16 protein-coding genes and 2 tRNA genes are annotated in these 17,869 nt (G+C 66.5%); 12 read left to right on the forward strand and 6 right to left on the reverse strand.

The window, feature by feature from the left end:
* Positions 1-63 precede the first annotated feature (63 nt).
* From ACZ5V4_RS04560 to ACZ5V4_RS04580, 5 genes are all read left to right on the forward strand, one after another.
* Positions 64-1,332, forward strand: a complete 1,269-nt coding sequence (locus ACZ5V4_RS04560) for an Nramp family divalent metal transporter (RefSeq protein WP_464316987.1) — start codon at positions 64-66, stop codon at positions 1,330-1,332.
* A 45-nt stretch (positions 1,333-1,377) separates the two neighbouring features.
* Positions 1,378-2,214 carry a zinc transporter ZupT gene (gene zupT / locus ACZ5V4_RS04565; RefSeq protein WP_464316988.1) on the forward strand — a complete coding sequence of 279 codons (837 nt, stop codon included), beginning with the start codon at positions 1,378-1,380 and terminating at the stop codon, positions 2,212-2,214.
* 84 nt (positions 2,215-2,298) lie between these two features.
* Positions 2,299-5,049: an excinuclease ABC subunit UvrA gene (uvrA, locus tag ACZ5V4_RS04570; protein WP_464316989.1), complete on the forward strand. Its 2,751-nt coding sequence runs from the start codon at positions 2,299-2,301 to the stop codon at positions 5,047-5,049.
* A 164-nt stretch (positions 5,050-5,213) separates the two neighbouring features.
* On the forward strand, positions 5,214-5,975 hold the full coding sequence (locus ACZ5V4_RS04575; protein WP_464316990.1) for a tetratricopeptide repeat protein: 762 nt from the start codon (positions 5,214-5,216) through the stop codon (positions 5,973-5,975).
* Between the two features lie 654 nt (positions 5,976-6,629).
* Positions 6,630-6,959 carry a PilZ domain-containing protein gene (locus tag ACZ5V4_RS04580; protein ID WP_464316991.1) on the forward strand — a complete coding sequence of 110 codons (330 nt, stop codon included), beginning with the start codon at positions 6,630-6,632 and terminating at the stop codon, positions 6,957-6,959.
* 151 nt (positions 6,960-7,110) lie between these two features.
* On the opposite strand, the gene ACZ5V4_RS04585 is transcribed toward ACZ5V4_RS04580, so the two are convergent.
* From ACZ5V4_RS04585 to ACZ5V4_RS04610, 6 genes are all read right to left on the reverse strand, one after another.
* The gene (locus ACZ5V4_RS04585) at positions 7,111-7,797 is read right to left on the reverse strand and encodes an LrgB family protein (RefSeq protein ID WP_464316992.1); all 687 of its coding nucleotides are present in this window, start codon (positions 7,795-7,797) and stop codon (positions 7,111-7,113) included.
* The gene (locus tag ACZ5V4_RS04590; RefSeq protein ID WP_464316993.1) at positions 7,785-8,156 is read right to left on the reverse strand and encodes a CidA/LrgA family protein; all 372 of its coding nucleotides are present in this window, start codon (positions 8,154-8,156) and stop codon (positions 7,785-7,787) included. Before ACZ5V4_RS04590 ends, ACZ5V4_RS04585 begins: the two co-directional genes overlap by 13 nt.
* Before the next feature lie 157 nt (positions 8,157-8,313).
* The gene (locus ACZ5V4_RS04595; RefSeq protein ID WP_464316994.1) at positions 8,314-9,048 is read right to left on the reverse strand and encodes a PEP-CTERM sorting domain-containing protein; all 735 of its coding nucleotides are present in this window, start codon (positions 9,046-9,048) and stop codon (positions 8,314-8,316) included.
* Between the two features lie 541 nt (positions 9,049-9,589).
* Entirely contained in the window at positions 9,590-10,792 is a 1,203-nt protein-coding gene (locus ACZ5V4_RS04600; RefSeq protein ID WP_464316995.1) for a hypothetical protein, read from the reverse strand.
* Positions 10,793-11,184: 392 nt separating this feature from the next.
* The gene (locus ACZ5V4_RS04605) at positions 11,185-11,427 is read right to left on the reverse strand and encodes a helix-turn-helix domain-containing protein (RefSeq protein ID WP_464316996.1); all 243 of its coding nucleotides are present in this window, start codon (positions 11,425-11,427) and stop codon (positions 11,185-11,187) included.
* 183 nt (positions 11,428-11,610) lie between these two features.
* A tRNA-Arg gene (locus ACZ5V4_RS04610) sits at positions 11,611-11,687 on the reverse strand.
* 164 nt (positions 11,688-11,851) lie between these two features.
* Here ACZ5V4_RS04610 and ACZ5V4_RS04615 point away from each other — a divergent pair.
* The 7 genes from ACZ5V4_RS04615 to pth all read left to right on the forward strand — a co-directional run bounded on the left by ACZ5V4_RS04615 (position 11,852) and on the right by pth (position 17,820).
* A complete protein-coding gene (locus ACZ5V4_RS04615) occupies positions 11,852-13,273 on the forward strand; it encodes a DegQ family serine endoprotease (protein WP_464316997.1) in 1,422 nt (473 codons plus the stop codon).
* On the forward strand, positions 13,270-14,181 hold the full coding sequence (locus ACZ5V4_RS04620) for a 4-(cytidine 5'-diphospho)-2-C-methyl-D-erythritol kinase (RefSeq protein WP_464316998.1): 912 nt from the start codon (positions 13,270-13,272) through the stop codon (positions 14,179-14,181). The genes ACZ5V4_RS04615 and ACZ5V4_RS04620 overlap by 4 nt, the downstream gene beginning before the upstream one ends.
* Positions 14,182-14,192: 11 nt before the next feature.
* Positions 14,193-14,267: transfer RNA gene (locus ACZ5V4_RS04625), tRNA-Gln, on the forward strand.
* 21 nt (positions 14,268-14,288) lie between these two features.
* Positions 14,289-15,242 carry a ribose-phosphate diphosphokinase gene (locus ACZ5V4_RS04630; RefSeq protein WP_464316999.1) on the forward strand — a complete coding sequence of 318 codons (954 nt, stop codon included), beginning with the start codon at positions 14,289-14,291 and terminating at the stop codon, positions 15,240-15,242.
* A gap of 34 nt (positions 15,243-15,276) precedes the next feature.
* A complete protein-coding gene (locus ACZ5V4_RS04635; RefSeq protein ID WP_464317000.1) occupies positions 15,277-15,870 on the forward strand; it encodes a 50S ribosomal protein L25/general stress protein Ctc in 594 nt (197 codons plus the stop codon).
* Positions 15,871-15,972: 102 nt separating this feature from the next.
* Positions 15,973-17,196: a GDSL-type esterase/lipase family protein gene (locus ACZ5V4_RS04640; protein ID WP_464317001.1), complete on the forward strand. Its 1,224-nt coding sequence runs from the start codon at positions 15,973-15,975 to the stop codon at positions 17,194-17,196.
* Positions 17,197-17,208: 12 nt separating this feature from the next.
* Positions 17,209-17,820 carry an aminoacyl-tRNA hydrolase gene (gene pth, locus ACZ5V4_RS04645; RefSeq protein WP_464317002.1) on the forward strand — a complete coding sequence of 204 codons (612 nt, stop codon included), beginning with the start codon at positions 17,209-17,211 and terminating at the stop codon, positions 17,818-17,820.
* Positions 17,821-17,869 lie beyond the last annotated feature (49 nt).

Below are 17,869 nucleotides of genomic sequence, written 5' to 3' on the forward strand. Positions count from 1 at the left end.
CATCCGTAAAACCCCATGCGAGGCGCCCTTCCGTGAGGGCGCCTCGCGCGTAAAGGCTCCGCAATGAATCCCTTCGCCCGCCTGACCGCGCTGGCCTACTCGCACAAGCCGCGCTTCATGGCCCTGGAGATCTGGAAGTACATCGGCCCGGGGCTCCTGGTCACGGTGGGCTTCATCGACCCGGGCAACTGGGCGGCCAACGTGGCCGCCGGGGCCGGGTTCGGCTACAAGCTCCTGTGGATGGTGACGCTCTCCACCATCATGCTCATCGTCCTGCAGCACAACGCCGCGCACCTGGGCATCGCCACGGGGCTCTGCCTCTCGGAGGGCGCTTCGCACCACCTGCCGAAGCCCGCGTCCAACTTCGTGCTGGGCACGGCCGTGCTGGCCTCGGTCTCCACGGCACTGGCCGAGCTTCTGGGCGGGGCCATCGCGCTCAAGATGCTCTTCGGCCTGCCCCTGTGGCTGGGGGCGCTCCTGTGCCTTTTCGTGGTGGCCTGGATGCTCTTCGCCAACTCCTACAGGCGCATCGAGCGCTACATCATCGGCTTCGTCTCGCTCATCGGCCTGTCCTTCATCTTCGAGCTGGCCATGGTCAGGATCGACTGGCCCCAGGCCGTGGCCGGATGGGTCGTGCCCTCGTTTCCCGACGGCTCGGTGCCCATCATCATGAGCGTGCTGGGCGCGGTGGTCATGCCGCACAACCTCTTCCTGCACTCCGAGATCATCCAGAGCCGCCAGTGGAACCTGGACAACGACTCCATGATCCACCACCAGCTCAAGTACGAGTTCCTGGACACGCTGGTGTCCATGATCATCGGTTGGGCCATCAACTCCGCCATGATCCTCCTGGCCGCCGCCGCGTTCTTCACCCACGGCGTGGCCGTCACGGAACTGGAGCAGGCCCAGAACCTGCTCACCCCGTTGGTGGGCGGGTCGGCCGCGCTGGTCTTCGCCCTGGCCCTGCTGCTGGCGGGCGTGGCCTCCTCGCTCACGGCGGGCATGGCCGGAGGGGCCATCTTCGCGGGCATCTTCAAGGAGCCCTACGACATCCGCGACCTGCACACCCGCCTGGGCGTCGCCCTGACCCTTGGCCTGGCCTACCTGATTATCCTCGTCATCCCGGACCCGTTCACGGGGCTCATCTACTCGCAGATCGCCCTGTCCATCCAGCTGCCCTTCACCATCCTGCTCCAGCTCTACCTGACCTCGTCGAAGAAGGTCATGGGCAAGTGGGCCAACAAGCCCTCCACCACGGCGCTGCTCGCCGTGATAGCAGCGGTGGTCATCGCGCTCAACGTCGCGCTTCTCATCGACACCCTGTCCGGCTAGGGTGGCCCTTCAGCCGATCCAACCAGCCTTCCCAGAGGACCACGGATGCAGTTCGATTCCGAAACGGTGTTGATCGCCTTTTCCCTGACCCTTTTCGCGGGCCTGGCCACGGGCGTCGGCTCCATGATCGCCTTTTTGACCCGCAGGACCAACACGCGAGTCCTGTCCATGGCCCTCGGGTTCTCGGCGGGGGTGATGATCTACGTCTCCTTCGTGGAGATCTTCGCCAAGGCCCAGGAGGTGCTCACCGGGTCCCTGGGCAAGGTGGGCGGGGCCTGGAGCACGGCGGGGGCCTTCTTCGGCGGGGTGGCGCTCATCGCGCTCATCGACAAGCTCGTGCCCAGCTACGAGAACCCCCACGAGATGCACACCATCGAGGAGATGGACTGGGGCCAGGAGAACCTGCCCAAGAACGAGACCCACGACTTCGCCAAGCTCAGGCGCACCGGGTTGTTCGCGGCCCTGGCCATCGCCATCCACAACTTCCCCGAGGGCCTGGCCACCTTCACGGCCGCCCTGACCGAGCCCGCCCTGGGCGTGGTCATCGCCACGGCCATCGCCATCCACAACATCCCCGAGGGCATCGCGGTGTCCATCCCGCTCTACTACGCCACGGGCAGCCGCAAGAAGGCCTTCGCGCTCTCCTTCCTCTCGGGCGTCACCGAGCCGGTGGGCGCGCTGGTGGGCTACGTGCTGCTCATGCCCTTCTTCACCCCGGTGGTCTTTGGCGTGCTCTTCGCGAGCGTGGCCGGGATCATGGTCTACATCTCGCTGGACGAACTGCTCCCGGCCGCCGAGGAGTTCGGCGAGCACCACATGGCCATCTACGGCCTGATCGCGGGCATGGCCGTGATGGCCGTTTCGCTTCTGCTCTTCCTGTAACGGCCCGGCGCAGGCGAGCGATTGCGCTTGCCTTTTCCCGCCAAGGGATTATCTGGGCTTGTTCAGAACGATTCCGGAGTTTTCATGAGTCAGCGAGTCATCCGCATCGAGGGAGCGCGCCAGCACAACCTCAAGAACATATCCCTGGACATTCCCCGCGACCAGCTGGTGGTCGTGTGCGGCCCCTCGGGCTCGGGCAAGTCCACCCTGGCCTTCGACATCGTCTATGCCGAGGGCCAGCGCCGCTACGTGGAGTCCCTCTCGGCCTACGCCAGGCAGTTTTTGCCCCAGATGGACAAGCCCCAGGTGGACAAGATCGAGGGCCTTTCCCCGGCCATCTCGCTCGAGCAGCAGTCCGCCACGCGAAACCCGCGCTCCACCGTGGGCACCGTGACCGAGATATACGACTTCCTGCGCGTTTTCTTCGCCCGCCTGGGCACGCCCCACTGCCCCAAGTGCGGCCTGCCCATCGCGGCCCAGACCACGGACCAGATCGTGGACGACATCCTGGGCCTGCCCGAGGGCTCGAAATTCCTGGTGCTCGCCCCCCTCGTGGAGCACCAGAAGGGCACCCAGGCCGAGAAGCTCAAGAAGCTCAAGTCCCAGGGGTTCGCGCGCGTGCGGGTCAACGGCGAGGTCACTGGCCTGGCCCCCCTGCCCGAGCTCGACAAGAACAAGCGCCACACCCTGGAACTGGTGGTGGACCGCCTGGTGGCCAAGCCCGACATCCGCAAGCGCCTGGCCGACTCCGTGGAGCTGGCCCTGGCCCAGGGCGGGGACCGGCTCATCGTGCACGACATGGGCAAGGCCCAGGACCGCTATTTCTCCACCACCTCGGTCTGCCCCACCTGCAAGGTGAGCGTGCCCCCGCCGTCGCCGCAGCTCTTCTCGTTCAACAGCCCCCAGGGGGCCTGCCCCACCTGCTCGGGGCTCGGCAGCGTGGAATACTTCGAGCCGGACCTCTTGGCCCCGAACAAGGGCCTTTCGCTTCTTGGCGGGGCCATCCTGCCCTGGAAGAACGACCGCGTGTTCGAGCGCTTCAAGCCCGATCTCGAAAAGCTCGGCGCGCGCCACGGGTTCGCGCTCTCGACGCCCCTGAGGGAATACTCCCCCCAGGCCTGGGACGCGCTCTTCTCGGGCGACGCCGAGACAGGCTGGAAGGGCGTGTGCGAGCTCATGGAGCAGGGCTACGGCCTGGGCTCCATCTGGCGCGACGAGCTCTCCCGCTTCCGCCAGAGCAGGCCTTGCCCGGTCTGCCAGGGCGCGCGCCTCAAGCCCGAGTCCCTGGCCGTGCGCGTGGACGGGACCAACGTCTTCGAGTTCTGCTCCATGCCCATCGAGCGCGCGCTCAAATGGATGGACGGGCGCGACTTTTCGGGCGCGCGGGCCGTCATCGCCGAACCCCTCGTCAAGGAGCTGGGACACCGCCTGCGCTTCCTGGCCGGGGTGGGGCTCGACTACTTGAGCCTGGCGCGCAACATGTCCACGCTCTCGGGCGGCGAGGCCCAGCGCATCCGCCTTGCGGGCCAGCTGGGCTCCGGCCTGGTGGGCGTGACCTACGTGCTGGACGAACCCAGCATCGGCCTGCACCCGCGCGACAACGAGCGCCTGCTGGGCACCCTGCGCATGCTCCAGAAGCGCGGCAACACCGTGCTGGTGGTGGAGCACGACGAGGCCACCATCGAGAGCGCGGACCACGTCATCGAACTCGGCCCCGGGTCCGGGCTCCTCGGCGGGGAGATCGTGCACCAGGGCGACGTGAAGAGCCTCCTGGAATCGGAGACGCTCACCGGCCGCTACCTGCGGGGCGACCTCGCGATCCCCAGGCCCGAGAAGCGCCGCGAGCCCACCGGCGTGCTCACGCTCAAGGGCGCGCGCACCAACAACTTGAAAAACCTGGACGTGTCCTTCCCCCTGGGCTGCCTGACCTGCGTCACCGGCCCGTCCGGCTCGGGCAAGAGCTCCCTGGTGGTGGACACCCTGTACAAGCACCTGGCCCTGTCCCAGGGCATCAAGGTGGACCTGCCCGGCGTGGTGGACGGCTTCGAGGGGGCCTCGCGCATCGAGAAGATCGTCTCCATCGACCAGACCCCCATCGGGCGCACGCCGCGCTCCAACCCGGCCACCTACACCAAGATCTTCGACGAGATCAGGAACATCTTCGCCTCCACGGCCGACGCCAAGAAGCGCGGCTACCAGCCCGGGCGCTTCAGCTTCAACGTGCGCGGCGGGCGCTGCGAGGCCTGCCAGGGCGACGGCGTGATCACGGTGGAGATGCACTTTTTGCCGGACATCCACGTCACCTGCGAGGTCTGCGGCGGCAGGCGCTACAACCGCGAGACCCTGGAGGTGCGCTACAAGGGCCTGAATATCGCCGAGGTGCTGGACCTGCCCGTGAGCGAGGCCCGCAAGCTCTTCGAGAACTACCCGGCCCTGGCCAGGCGGCTCGAGATACTGGAGCAGGTGGGCCTGGAGTACATCCGCCTGGGCCAGCCCGCCACCACGCTCTCGGGCGGCGAGGCCCAGCGCATCAAGATCTCGCGGGAGCTCGGCAAGCGAAGCCTGCCCGGCACGCTCTACATCCTGGACGAACCCACCACGGGCCTGCACATGCACGAGGTGGGCAAGCTCATTCAGGTGCTGCACCAACTCGTGGACCGGGGGGCCTCGGTGGTGGTCATCGAGCACAACACCGAGGTGATCCTCTCCTCGGACCACGTGATCGACCTGGGCCCGGGCGGCGGAGAGTACGGCGGGAGGATCGTCTCCCAGGGCACGCCCGAGGCGCTCATGGCCGATCCGGAGTCCGTGACCGGGCGCTTCCTCACGCCTTGACCCGGTCCGGGCGCGCCCTTTTCCAGTTTTCCTGCCTTGATCCCCGCCAGGATCGCCTATAATTCAGGAAGCGAACGGATTGCGGGGCGGATCACGGGCAGCGGCGGGACGCCGCGCCAGGCCCTTCCCATGCATGAAACCCGAACCACGAACCGGCAGGCTTCATGAGCGATTTCCCGATGATTCTGGGCGTGTTCTCCCTGCGCAAGGACGAAGAGGTGGGCACCGGCGCCACGCAGGCCAGGCACGCCCAGGTCACCTACTGGTACGCCCGCCAGGTGGACCCGGCCGTGGCCGAGACCCAGCCGCTCAACCTCTACCACGTGCCCTCGGGCATCAAGAAGCGGCTCCCCCTGGAGGCGTTCCTGCGCTCCCACACGCCCGAGCCCCGCTACTACGAGGCCAACACCGTCCCGGCGCTCAAGTCGCTCAAGGCCAAGATAGACCAGGGCGAAAAGTTCTTCTCCATGGGGCTCCTGGACGAGGCGGAGAAGGAGTTCCTCAAGGCGCTCATGATCGACGAGCTGAACGTGCCCGCCAACTACGGCCTGGGCGACGTGTACGCCGAGAAGAAGGATTACCTGAAGCTGCGCAAGGTGCTGGGCGTGCTCATGGGCCTGGACGACGCCTTCTGCGTCGAATACCGCCAGAAGCTCAACAATTTCGGCATCAACCTGCGCAAGCAGGGCCTGCTGGACGAGTCCATCGAGTTCTTCAACAGGGCCCTGGAGATGCAGAAGGACGACGAGCACATCTACTTCAACCTGGCCCGCGTGCATTTCGACAAGGGCGAAGTGGACAAGTGCATCGGCATCCTGGGCATCGCCACGTCGCTCAACCCGGATTTTCTGGAGGCGCGCAAGTTCATCGCCTATTGCGAGCGCATGTGCCCCCCGGCCCGGGGGTGCTCGCCGGGTACGGCCTGACCCGGCCGCGCTTTCGCCCTCCGCCCGCCCGCGCCCTTGCGCGGTTCAGGGCGTGCTTTCACACCGTCCTGCCCGGGGGGCCTTCCCCGGGCGTCATTCCCCCCCTGTTTCAACCTTCGCGATTACAGCAAGTTGTATCCCGGGCCGTTTCCGGTATTTCCGGACAGGGAACCTCCGCCTCCAAATATCAAGCGATTCCAAACAATTCCAGACACGCAACACGCCAGTCCACGTTTTCCGGATGAATGCATCATTTTCGTTATACACTGCATGTAAACTCCTTCGACACAGTCAGTTTCATTTTACAGCGTCATATCGGCCGCTTCCGGAAGGCCTTTCGAAATCATTGAAATAATCGCCTCCCTACTCTGGTTCGTTTTTTGCTTCGACTTTGCATCCAGCCGCCTCGCGGCATGCCGCAGAGGGAGCTGGCGCACAAAGAGAAAACAGCATCGCGTGGATGTTTTCGCCTGTTCGCACCAAGCCGTGCAAACGTCAGGAGGATCGAATGGGAATTGCCGAGATAGGCGTTTCATTGTTCGACGGCCATGGCGTGATCGGCGGAATGACCCGCATGTTCCTCATGTTCTCCTTTATCGACGCAGTGGCCGATTTCAGGCAAGGCAACCTCAGCATCACGATACCGGAGGGAACATGGAAGAGCGCAGACGCTACCAAAGAACCTACGTACAGCGGCACGCAGGCGAATATGATTACGCCCTGGAGATCGACGGAAAATACTACTACGCATCCATCGTGGACATCAGTTCTGGCGGGGCTCGATTCAGCATCAAGGACGCCCCGGACTACAACATGAATGGATATTACGGATCGATCAAGAACGACTACTACGACGCGCAGTACCTGCTCAACAGGGACTACAAGGTGGTCTGGAACTACAAGGACTACATCGGGGTGGCGTTCAACGACATGCTCGACAAGGAATACGACGACCTGAACTACTATTACGCCTCCTACGCGTAAGGCGCCGCCTCCGCGCCCGGCCAGGGGGGACGGGCGCGGACCAACGGGAACCGGGCCGCCCGGAGGCATGGCGCACGGACCTCGCGCCGCGAAACGCCCCGCCCGGACTACATAGGGCCGGACTCCTTCCGGGAGCTCCGGCCCGCATGCGTCATCCCAGCATCATCACAGCCAGCGGCGCGAACAGCGCCGTGAACACGCCCGCCAGGATCATGGCCAGCCCGGCCATGGAGCCCTGCTCCTCGCCCTCCATCAACGCCGTGGCCGTGCCCTGCGCGTGCGACACCGTGCCAAGCGAAAGCCCACGCGCCACCGGGTCCTTGATGCGCAGGCGCGTGAGGAACGGGGAGCCGATGAGCGCCCCCAGCGTGCCCGTGGCCACCACGAACGCTGCGGCCAACGGCGGGACGCCGTCGTAGATCCTGGCGATCTCCACCGCGAAGGGGATGGACACGCCCTTGGGCAGGATGGACATCACCACCTCGCGCGGCAACCCGCCGAAGCGGGCGATGGCCCCGGCGCAGAGCATGGCCGTGAGCGAACCCAGGGCCACGCTGGCCACGATGGGCACGGCGTAGGTGCGCAGGAGGCGCCTGTTGCGGTAGAGGGGCACGGCCAGGCCCACCGTGGCGGGCCCGAGCAGGAAGGTCATGGCGTCGCGGGCCGGGACGTAGTCCGCGTAGGGCACGTCCAGGCCCATGAGCATGAGCGCCACCAGGGTGGAACTCAGCACCACCACGTTCAGCAGCGGGTGCGTGTAGCGCAGGTAGAGCTTGCGCATCCCCACGTAGGCCAGCACCGTCGCCGCCACGAAAAAGGGCGTGATCAGATGTCGCACGGCCTTCTCCTGTGGTGCAGCCACTCGGTGACGAAGCCCACCAGCCAGAACGGCAGGAGCGAACTGGCCAGCACGGCGGCCAGGAGCACGGCCCAGTGCCTGCCGAAGACCTCGCCCCACTCCATGAGCCCCACCGTGATGGGCACGAAGAAGAACACCAGGTGCCTGAGCAGGAAGTCGGCGGCCTCCTCCACGTGCTCGAGCTTGATGACGCCAAGGCAGAGCAGGCAAAAAAGCGCCAACACGCCGACCACGTTGGCGGGCAGGGGCAGGCCGGTGGCGGCCACGAACCAGCCTCCGGCGCGGTAGATGCCCCAAAGTATCGCCGCCTGCCAGACGAGCCTGAACAACTTGCGCATGGGAACGCCTCGCGGAAAAGAATTGATGGCAGGCGTGCTGCGTACCCGAGGGAGCTCCCGAAAGCAACGCCGCGCGGAAAAAGCTTCGCGCGGCGGCCGGTGAGAAAGGAAGGAGGCCGCCAGGGGCGGCCTTTTCGGATGTCGTGCGATGCGGGTGCTAGACCTTGCGTGAAAGGCGCCTGCGGGCCCCGAACAGCCCGGCCAGGGCGGTACCCATGAGCAGCATGGTGCCGGGCTCCGGAACGGCCCCGGGGTTGACCACGCCGCCCTGGGTCTCGGCGATGCGGTACTCGAAGCCGAAGGCGGCCTGCGCGCCGGGGGCCAGGGTGCCCAGGTCCCAGGCCATGTTGATGGTGTAGTCGCCGAACCCGTCGTTGGGGCCGGTCAGCAGGTTGTAGGGATCCTGGGACCACGGGGCGGACACGCCGGGGACGTGGGCAAAGGAGGAGTTGCTGAAGATGCCGATCGTCCAGTCCGTGATGGGCGCGGAGCCCGTGACCAGGTCGGGGTTGACGATGGTGTTGGTGGTCGGGTAGCCGCCGCCGGCGTACACGTCCTGGTCGGGGTCCAGGCCGCGGGCGTAGACCACGTCGAGGGCGGTGGAGCCGCTGTTGGTCAGGACCACGTTGAAGGAAATGGTCCCCGCGCCCGAGGCGAAGGACATGGTCTGCACGCCGGTCAGGTCGCCGTAGGCGAAGGTGGTCATGGCCGAGAAGACGGACCCGGCGCTGGTGTCGGTGGTCGTGGCCCCGAAATTGTTGCCGCTGTCGTAACCGGCGGCTTGCCAGGCGCCATTGACGCCGATGGAGTAGAACTCGAACGGGGTGCCGGGCTTGAGGAAGTCGAAGCCGGTCCAGGTCGAGGTGCCGGTCTTGTCGTAGTCGATGCCCACGACGAAGCCGTCGTCTATAAGTCCGCCGGAATTGCTGATTCCGACACGCAGATACTGACCATCATAAGTATAAGTCCCCGCATAGGACACGCCTGACAACGCAAGAAGACATAAACATGTGATCGCAATGAACATCCGTTTCATGACACTCTCCTCCTTATTGAAAGGAACAACATCCATTTACCCTGAATTCAGCAAAAACTGAACCAGCGTCAACATTCATTCATTACAGTTCATTTCGCCCCTGTAATGTCGGATTGATTGACACCTGCGTTAAGCTTGGCGACACGAAGCACGTCATGGGGGGGGAACTGCCCGGGCGCAGACCGGAATTCGTGTGGAACAGCAGCCCCATGAGCGCGGGCGATAAAAAAAAGGCCGCGGCATACGCCACGGCCTTTGCCCGCAAGATCAGAGATTGACTGGCGGCTGCCCTGGAAACAACCCCCATGGACATCTTTCCTGGTGCCGCGGGCCCAGCTGCTTCCCGTCGGCCTCCCTGGCCTCCGCGCAACCGGCGAACACTCCGGCCGAGAGAGCCTTACCGCTGCTTGGCCACGCTCCAGCTGCCCTTTTCCGTGCCCCAGCCGCTGGCGACCCATTCGCCTTCCGCCTGGCCGGGCTGGACGGAGCCGGTCACCGACCCCGTGAACTTGATGAAGGCGATGCTGCCCGCCAGCTGGCAGTTCATCTTCCCCGTGGCGCAGTCCAGCGCGCCCTCGAACGTGCCGTAGAGTCCGTCGGCGTTGCTCACCGTGCCCTCCACCTTGTCGCCGCTCACCACGAGGGTCATGTCCCCCTTGGTGCCGCCCGCGAATTTCCCGGCGTAGACCCCCTCGAAGCGGGCCGCTTGGGCCGCGGCCTGGAATTCCTCCTCCTTTTGCTTCTTCAACTTGCCGTAGCGGGCGATGATCTCGCCTTCCTTGCCCGGGGCCACCTTCCGCTGTTCCCCGCTTCCGGCTGCGTTCATGCCCGCCTTGTTCTCGGAGTCGATGCGGGCCACGCACCGCTGGACCATCCTCAGGGTCACGGCGTCCAACGGCAGCAGGTTGCCCTTCTGTTCCGTGGCCCCCAGAAACCCCTGAAGCGTCCTGCGCACGTCCACGATCTCGTCCACCTCGCCCGTGGCGGCCACCTGCCCCGTGTCGGCGTCGATGACCGCGTAGCGCATGCCCATGCTCCAGACGCTCGTCTCCTCGGCGGACTTGATGGAGGCGATGGCCGTCCCGGTGGCCGTGCCCAGTTCCTTGCTGTCGGTAAGCCCGGCCAGGACGCCCCCGGCGATGGCCCCGGCCAGGGTCCCGTCAAAGGACTTGCGCGCCCGGGAAACCCGCTCGGCCTTGATCACGTCGAAGCGGACCAGGTAGCGGGCGCTGGCGAACTTGCCTTTCCGGAACAGCTTGAGGGCTTCGGGGTCGGCCATCTGGGCGGCGAGCGAGATTTCCTGGATGATGGCGTCGAGGTTGGCCCTGTCCAGGATGGAGAAGCCTGCTTTTTCCAGCTCCATCTCGCCGAAATCCGCGATGTTTCCCTCCCCGATCTGCTTTCGGAAGAGGAAATGCCCGGACTTGGCCTCTCCGGGCAGGACGATCAGCGCAGGGCCGGGGGTCTTGGCGTTGGCGTACTCGATGGGCTGGTAGGCCGTCTGGTCGGCCATCTCGTTTGCCGTTTGAGAAGCCTTCTTGCAGGAGACAAGCAGGATGACGAGGGCAAGCAGAACAACGAGGGGGCGGCAGGTGTTCATGTGCTCTCCAAGTCTAGACTTTATGACATGATTCCAAGCTAACCGAAGGATGTCCTCCTGTCTATTCTTCTGGCCTCTAGAAAACGGAATCATCGGTCGAACTGGATTGCGTGCCGGACGCGGATGCGGGGAGGACGCCCCTGGGACATGCCGCCTGCAACGGGGGTAAAGGAGGAAGGATGGTCTTCATCTTTCGTGCATACCGAGAAGAGGTTGGCCAAGGCCGGCAACGCGGGAAACGCGAAAGGGCTTGCGGCGAACGGCCGCAAGCCCTTTCGTGGTGATGGCCCAGGGCCTTCCCCGGGGAGATCAACTGCCGGACTGGCGCCCGACACCCTCCAACAATGGCCGGAGCAGCTTCGCGGCAGCCCCGCGCCCCGCCCGGCCCGGCCCTACGGCATCAGTTGCTCGACCTTGAGCCCGAGAGCCGCCGCGACCTTGGCCAGGGTCGCCCGGCGCGGCTTCGCCGAACGGGCCTCGATCTGCTCCAGGGCGACAACCGATGTGCCCATCCGGGCGGCCACCTGCTCCTTCGTGAGGCCCAGGTGTTCACGCCAGGCGCGGGCCAAGCTCTTGCGCCCCTGCTGGGCCAGGTTCGACACTTCCAACGGGATGGTCACGTTTTCATCGCTCATGAGGCTGGATAGCCCGAAATGCCCACGGGAGGCAAACGCGGCGCTCGGTGGCGGCAGGCGCCAGGCCCGCCGGATTCGACGGAAGGCCAACTCTTGGCGAGTCCACTGAACAGCCAGCACTATGCTAGCAAGAACAAAGGGCGTCACGGCTTGGTTCAGCCGTAACGCCCTGTCATTCCGAAATGGTGGTCCCGACAGGATTCGAACCTGTGGCCTGCCGCTTAGGAGGCGGCCGCTCTATCCACCTGAGCTACGGGACCTCGTGGGGAAGGTCTAGATAGTCAAGCAGGCGCGCCCGGTCAACACCTTCCCGGAAAAATGCCCGGAACCGGCCCGCGCCCGCAGCCCCGGGCCTGTTTACTTTCGGACGCAGACGGTTATAGTCTCGCCTCTCTACGCCACATTGGCCCCCCAGGAGACTCACATGCCACGCGCATTGTCCGCAGCGCTTCTTTTGTTGTGCCTGGCCTCGGCCCTGCCCGCCCGGGCCGCCCCGGCGCTTCCGGATTTCACCCTGCTCGCAGACAAGGCCGGCGCGGCCGTGGTCAACCTGAACACCACCCGCTCCGTGCAGACCAAGGACCGCATGCGCGAATTCTTCAAGAACCACCCGCGCGGCGGCCCGTTCGACGAGTTCTTCGACCAGTTCGAGCGTTTCTTCGAGGACGACTCCCCCTCGCGCCGCCAGCGCTCCATGGGCTCGGGCTTCATCGTCTCCTCCGACGGCTTCATCGTCACCAACAACCACGTGGTGGAAGGCGCGGACGAGATCAAGGTCCAGTTGCGCGGGCAGGACAAGCCCGTCACTGCCAAGGTGGCCGGGCGCGACCCGGAGCTCGACCTGGCCGTGGTCAAGATCGACGGGGCGTCCAACCTGCCCTTCCTGGAGTTCGGCGACTCGGACGCCCTCAAGGTCGGGGCCTGGGTCATGGCCATCGGCAACCCCTTCGGGCTGCAGAACACGGTCACGGCGGGCATCGTCAGCGCCAAGGGCCGCGTGATCGGGGCCGGTCCGTTCGACAACTTCATCCAGACCGACGCCTCCATCAACCCCGGCAACTCCGGGGGCCCGCTCTTGGACCTGGACGGCAAGGTGGTGGGCATCAACACGGCCATCGTGGCCTCTGGCCAGGGCATCGGCTTCGCCATCCCCTCGAACATGGCCAAGGCCGTCATCGAGGACCTCAAGCAGCGCAAGGAGGTCAGGCGGGGCTGGCTGGGCGTCTCCATCCAGACCGTTGACGAAAACACGGCCAAGGCCCTGGGGCTGTCCGCCCCCAAGGGCGCGCTGATCACCTCGGTCATGGCGGGCGACCCGGCGGACAAGGCCGGGGTGCAGGTGGGCGACGTGATCCTCGCGGTCAACGGGGCCAAGGTGGACGACGCCAACGCGCTCCTGCGCGCCATCGCGGCCATCCCGCCGGGCGGCAAGGCCCAGCTCTCTGCCTGGCGCAAGGGCAAGGCGGTGGCGCTCTCGGCCGTGCTGGGCCAGCGCGACACGGCGAAGCTCGCCGCCGAGGACGGACGCGAGCCCCAGGCCGAAGCCGCCGGGAAGGCGCTTGGCATGTCGCTTCGCCCGCTCACTGCCGAGGAGGCCCAGGCGCTCGGCATGAAGGCCGGGACGGGCCTCGGCGTCACCGGGCTGGAGGACGGCTCGGCAGCTGCCGAGGCGGGGCTTCGCCCGGGCGACGTGATCCTGGAGGTCAACCAGAATCCGGTGAAGTCCGTGGCCGAGTTCTCCACGGTGATCGAGCAGGACGCGCGCGGCAAGGGCGTGGCGCTCCTCCTCGTCAAGCGCGGCAAGCAGAACCTGTTCGTCCCCGTGCCCGTGGGCGAGGGGAAATGAGGACTGACCTGCGCGCCGGGTGCAAGGTCAACCTGTACCTGGACATCCTGGGGGTCCGGCCCGACGGCTACCACGAGTTGGAGACGCTTTTTTATCCCGTGCCCGAGCCCCACGACGAACTGACCGTCCTGGACGGCGGGGACGCCCCGGGCGCGCGCGGCCCGGACGGCAGGGCCTGCGCCGACGTAGGCGGAGGGCTTCGCCTGTGGTGCTCGGACGCGTCGCTCGAGACCCCCGCCAACATCGTGGCCAAGGCCTTCCGCGCCTACGCCGGGGCCACGGGGTTCGCGCCGGTGGTCGCGGTGCTGCTCGCCAAGGGCGTTCCCCACGGGGCGGGGCTCGGCGGCGGCAGCGCAGACGCGGCGGCCATGCTCTCCTGGCTGGAGTCCCAGGCCGGGGGCAAGGCCCTGGGGCCGGAGAGGCTCAAGGCCCTGGCCGCGAAGCTGGGCGCGGACGTACCCTTTTTCCTGATGAACCGCCCGGCCTGGGCGCGCGGCATCGGGGAGGAACTTTCCGAGGCTTCTTGCGACCTTTCGGGGTTCAGCATCGTCATCGCGGCCCCGCCCGAGCCGGTGAACACGGCCTGGGCCTACAGGGCCTGGGACGAGGCCCGCGCGAGCGAGGCGGGGCAAGATGCGAAGGGAACCTTGACAAGGGGCTGCCCTGCGAGTATGCGGCCTTTTTGCGTTTCCGGGGCGTTTCTCGCGAACAGCTTCGAGACCGTCGTGTTCAAGGCCAACCCAGCCGCGCGCCTGCTCAAGGAGCGGCTCCTGGCCCTTGGCGCGTCGGCTGCTTGCTTGAGCGGCTCCGGTTCGGCGGTGTTCGGCCTCTTCAGGCGCGCCGCCCTGGCGGACGCGGCCGCGTCGGCTCTCGGGCCAACGGCCGCTGTTTTTTCCGCGAGGCTGTGACGGAAACTTGTTGGGGAGTCGCCAAGCGGTAAGGCACGGGGTTTTGGTCCCCGCATCCGAGGGTTCGAATCCTTCCTCCCCAGCCACCTAATTCAAGCGGGACGATTATGGCCACCCACGGCGACCTGAAAATTCTCACCGGCAACGCCAACCCGGAACTCGCCAGAGCCATCTGCGACCACCTGGGCTGCACCCTGCTGCCTTCCATGGTCAGCAAGTTCTCCGACGGAGAGATCCGCGTGGAGATCGGGGCCAACGTGCGCGGTTCGGACGTGTTCGTGATCCAGCCCACGTCCAACCCGGTGAACTTCCACCTCATGGAGCTCTGCCTGATCCTGGACGCTCTCAAGCGCGCCAGCGCCTCGCGGGTCACGGCGGTGGTGCCCTACTACGGGTACTCGCGCCAGGACCGCAAGGTCATGCCCCGGGCGCCCATCAGCGCCAAGCTGGTGGCGGACTTCCTCCAGGTGGCGGGCATGCACCGCCTGCTCACGGTGGACCTGCACGCCGGGCAGATCCAGGGCTTCTTCAACGTGCCCGTGGACAACCTCTACGCCGCCGGGCTCCTGGCCGAATACGTGGCCAACGTGGAAGGCCCGGTCACCGTGGTCTCGCCCGACGCGGGCGGCGTGGAGCGCGCGCGCAGCTTCGCCAAGCGCCTGGGCTGCGGCCTGGCCATCGTGGACAAGCGCCGCGACGCCCCCAACCAGGCCAAGGCCATGCACGTCATCGGCAACGTGGAAGGCCAGACCTGCGTGCTGGTGGACGACATGATCGACACGGCGGGCACCATGGTCCAGGGCGCCCACGTGCTCCTGGAGAACGGGGCCAAGGCCGTGATGGCCTGCGTGACCCACCCGGTGCTCTCCGGGCCCGCCATCGAGCGCCTGTGCAACTCGCCCTTTTCCCAGGTGGTGGTCACCAACACCATCCCGCTGTCCCCCGAGGCCCAGGCCTGCGGCAAGATCAAGGTGCTCTCCGTGGCGGGGCTTCTGGCCAAGGCCATCCACAACATCCACACCGAATCCTCGGTGAGCGTGCTCTTCAACAAGTCCAGTTAGCCCTCGACGCGAGGCTACATTAAGGAGATATCCCATGAAGGAACAACTGAGCCTCACCGTGCAGGCCCGCGCCGAAAAGGGCAAAGGCCCCAACCGCCGCCTGCGCGAACAGAACCTCGTGCCCGGCATCTTCTACGACGACAAGGGCGTGAACATCCCCGTCGTGGTCGCCGACCTGCCCTTCCGCAAGCTGCTCAAGCAGGTGGGCACCTCCCACGTGTTCGACCTGGTGATCGAGAACGAGGGCAAGACCGAGTCGCGCCCGACCCTGATCTGGGAAGTCACCCCGCACCCCTGGAAGAACCAGGTGCAGCACGTCGACTTCTACGGCGTCGACCCCAACAAGCCCATCCACATCGACGTCAAGGTCGAGTACGTGGGCAAGGCCAAGGGCGTCACCGTGGGCGGCAAGCTGGAGATCTACCGCGAGACCCTGGCCGTGGTCTGCCTGCCCGCCGCCATCCCGGACAAGATCGTCATCGACGTGACCGAACTGAACATGAACCAGCACATCGGCGTGAAGGACCTCGTCCTGCCCGAGGGCGTCAAGGCCGTCTACGAGCAGGCCTTCGCCATGGTCGGCGTGGTCAACCCCGCCGCCGAGGGCGAGGAAGAAGCCGCGAAATAGCCTTCCGGCCGCAAGCGTTTCCCCGGCCGGGGCCGCCTCCGGGGCGGTCCCGGCCGCTTGTGTTTCCCGACGCCGGCAACGGCCGAATCCTGGATTGCCCCAATGAAAAAGCCCGCTTCCGCCCTCAAGGGGCTCGTGCTCGCGGCCATCGTCACCTACGCGGCCCTGGCCGGGCTGTCCTTCGGGATCTACCACCTGCCGTGGTCCGTGCTCGAGATGCTGCCCGAGGCCAAGCGCGACACGCTCATCTCCTCGGGCGTGGTTTCGGCGCAGGCGCACCCGCTCTACCGCGACTGGCTGCTCAACTTCGTGCGCAAGCCCGACGCCCCCCGCGACATCACCTACACCATGGACACCTACCAGGCCTACGGCGAGATCCTCCAGACCCAGGTGGACGACGACGATTCGGACTTCATGGGCTGGCCCAACACCATCCTCCCCAGCCAGGCAAACGTGCTCTTCGCGGGCGACTCCTTCACCAACGGGGCCTCGGCCGGGACCAGGCTCTCGCCCCCGGCCGTGTACGCCGGACTCACCGGGGCCAAGGTCTACAACGCCAGCAACGGCGGCTACGGCATCGGCCAGTACGTGCGCATCATCGACAAGCTCACCCAAGGCCTGCCCGAGGACAAGCGCTTCAAGGGCCGCGACGTGGTGGTCATCTGCTACCTGGGCAACGACCTGGGCTCGGACCTGATGCTCTACAGCGTCCGCCAGAAGTACTCCGAGGACGCCACGTCCTGGCAGCTTCAGCTCGGACCGCTGCGCGCCTGGGCCAAGTACCTGCTGAGCAGCTACGGCCTGCGCCCGGCCTTCGCCGCGCCCACGGGCCGCTACTCCCCGGTGCCCCTCACCTGCGCCACCCCGGGCGGGCTGCCCTTCGCCTGGCACCCGGGCTACGCCTCCTACCTCACGCGCGAGAACTTCACCTCCCAGCTGCCCCTGGCGCACAAGCTCATCTCGGAGCTCAAGGCCCTGGAGTCGCGCGGGCTGACCATCCGCGTGGTGCTCGTGCCCTCCTCGCTGCAGGTGCTGGAGAACGACCTGGACTTTGCGGCCATAGACCCGGCCTCGCCCATGGCCACGGAGCTGCCGCGCATCGCGGCGGCCCTGGACGAGGTCCGCCAGGGGGCTGTGGACATCTTCACCAAGGCCGGGCTCGAGGTGCTGGACACCACGGGCGTCCTGCGCGCCTCGCCGGAGCGCTGCGCGTACTTCCAGCCCGCCGACACCCACTGCACGGCCGAGGGCTACCGGGCCATCGGCGCGGCCATCGCCGAGAGGTGGCCGGATCTCGGCCGCGAAGGCCCGGCCAAAACGAACTAGGCGCGGACCAGAATGTCATCCTCACGCATCCTCATCGCGGGGCTCGGCAACCCGGGCCAGAAGTACGAGCGCAACCGGCACAACCTGGGCTTCATGGCCGTGGACGCGCTTATCGAGGCCGGGAGCTCCCGGCAGCTCTCCATGGGCAAGCTGGGGGAGCTTCACGCCGTGCGCCTGCCGGGCATCGACGCCGAGGTCCTGGCGCTCAAGCCCATGACCTACATGAACCTCTCCGGCCGGGCCGTGGCCTGGGTGCAGGGCTACTACAAGCTCGACCCGCGGGAACTGATGGTGGTCCACGACGAGCTCGACCTGCCGCTCGGGCGCATGCGCATGAAAAAGGGCGGGGGGCTGGCCGGGCACAACGGGCTCAAGTCCATCGCGGCCGAGACCGGCACCCAGGACTTCGCGCGCCTGCGCCTGGGCATAGGCCGCCCGGAAGGAAAAATGGACGTGGCCGCCTGGGTTCTCCAGGATTTCCGCCCCGACGAGCGCGAAATCGTGGCCAAGGTTGTGCCCGCGGCCGTGGCCGCCCTGCGGCTCTACCTGAATCAGGGCCTGGACGCGGCCTCGCGCGAGGCAGGACAGTTCTCGGCCGTCCCCCGGCCGGGAGGGGAAGGCTAGACTCTTTATTTCACTTGGGGTAACAAGACAAGCGTGCCGAATCGCGTCC

This window comes from Fundidesulfovibrio sp. YSD1 (genome assembly GCF_055397115.1).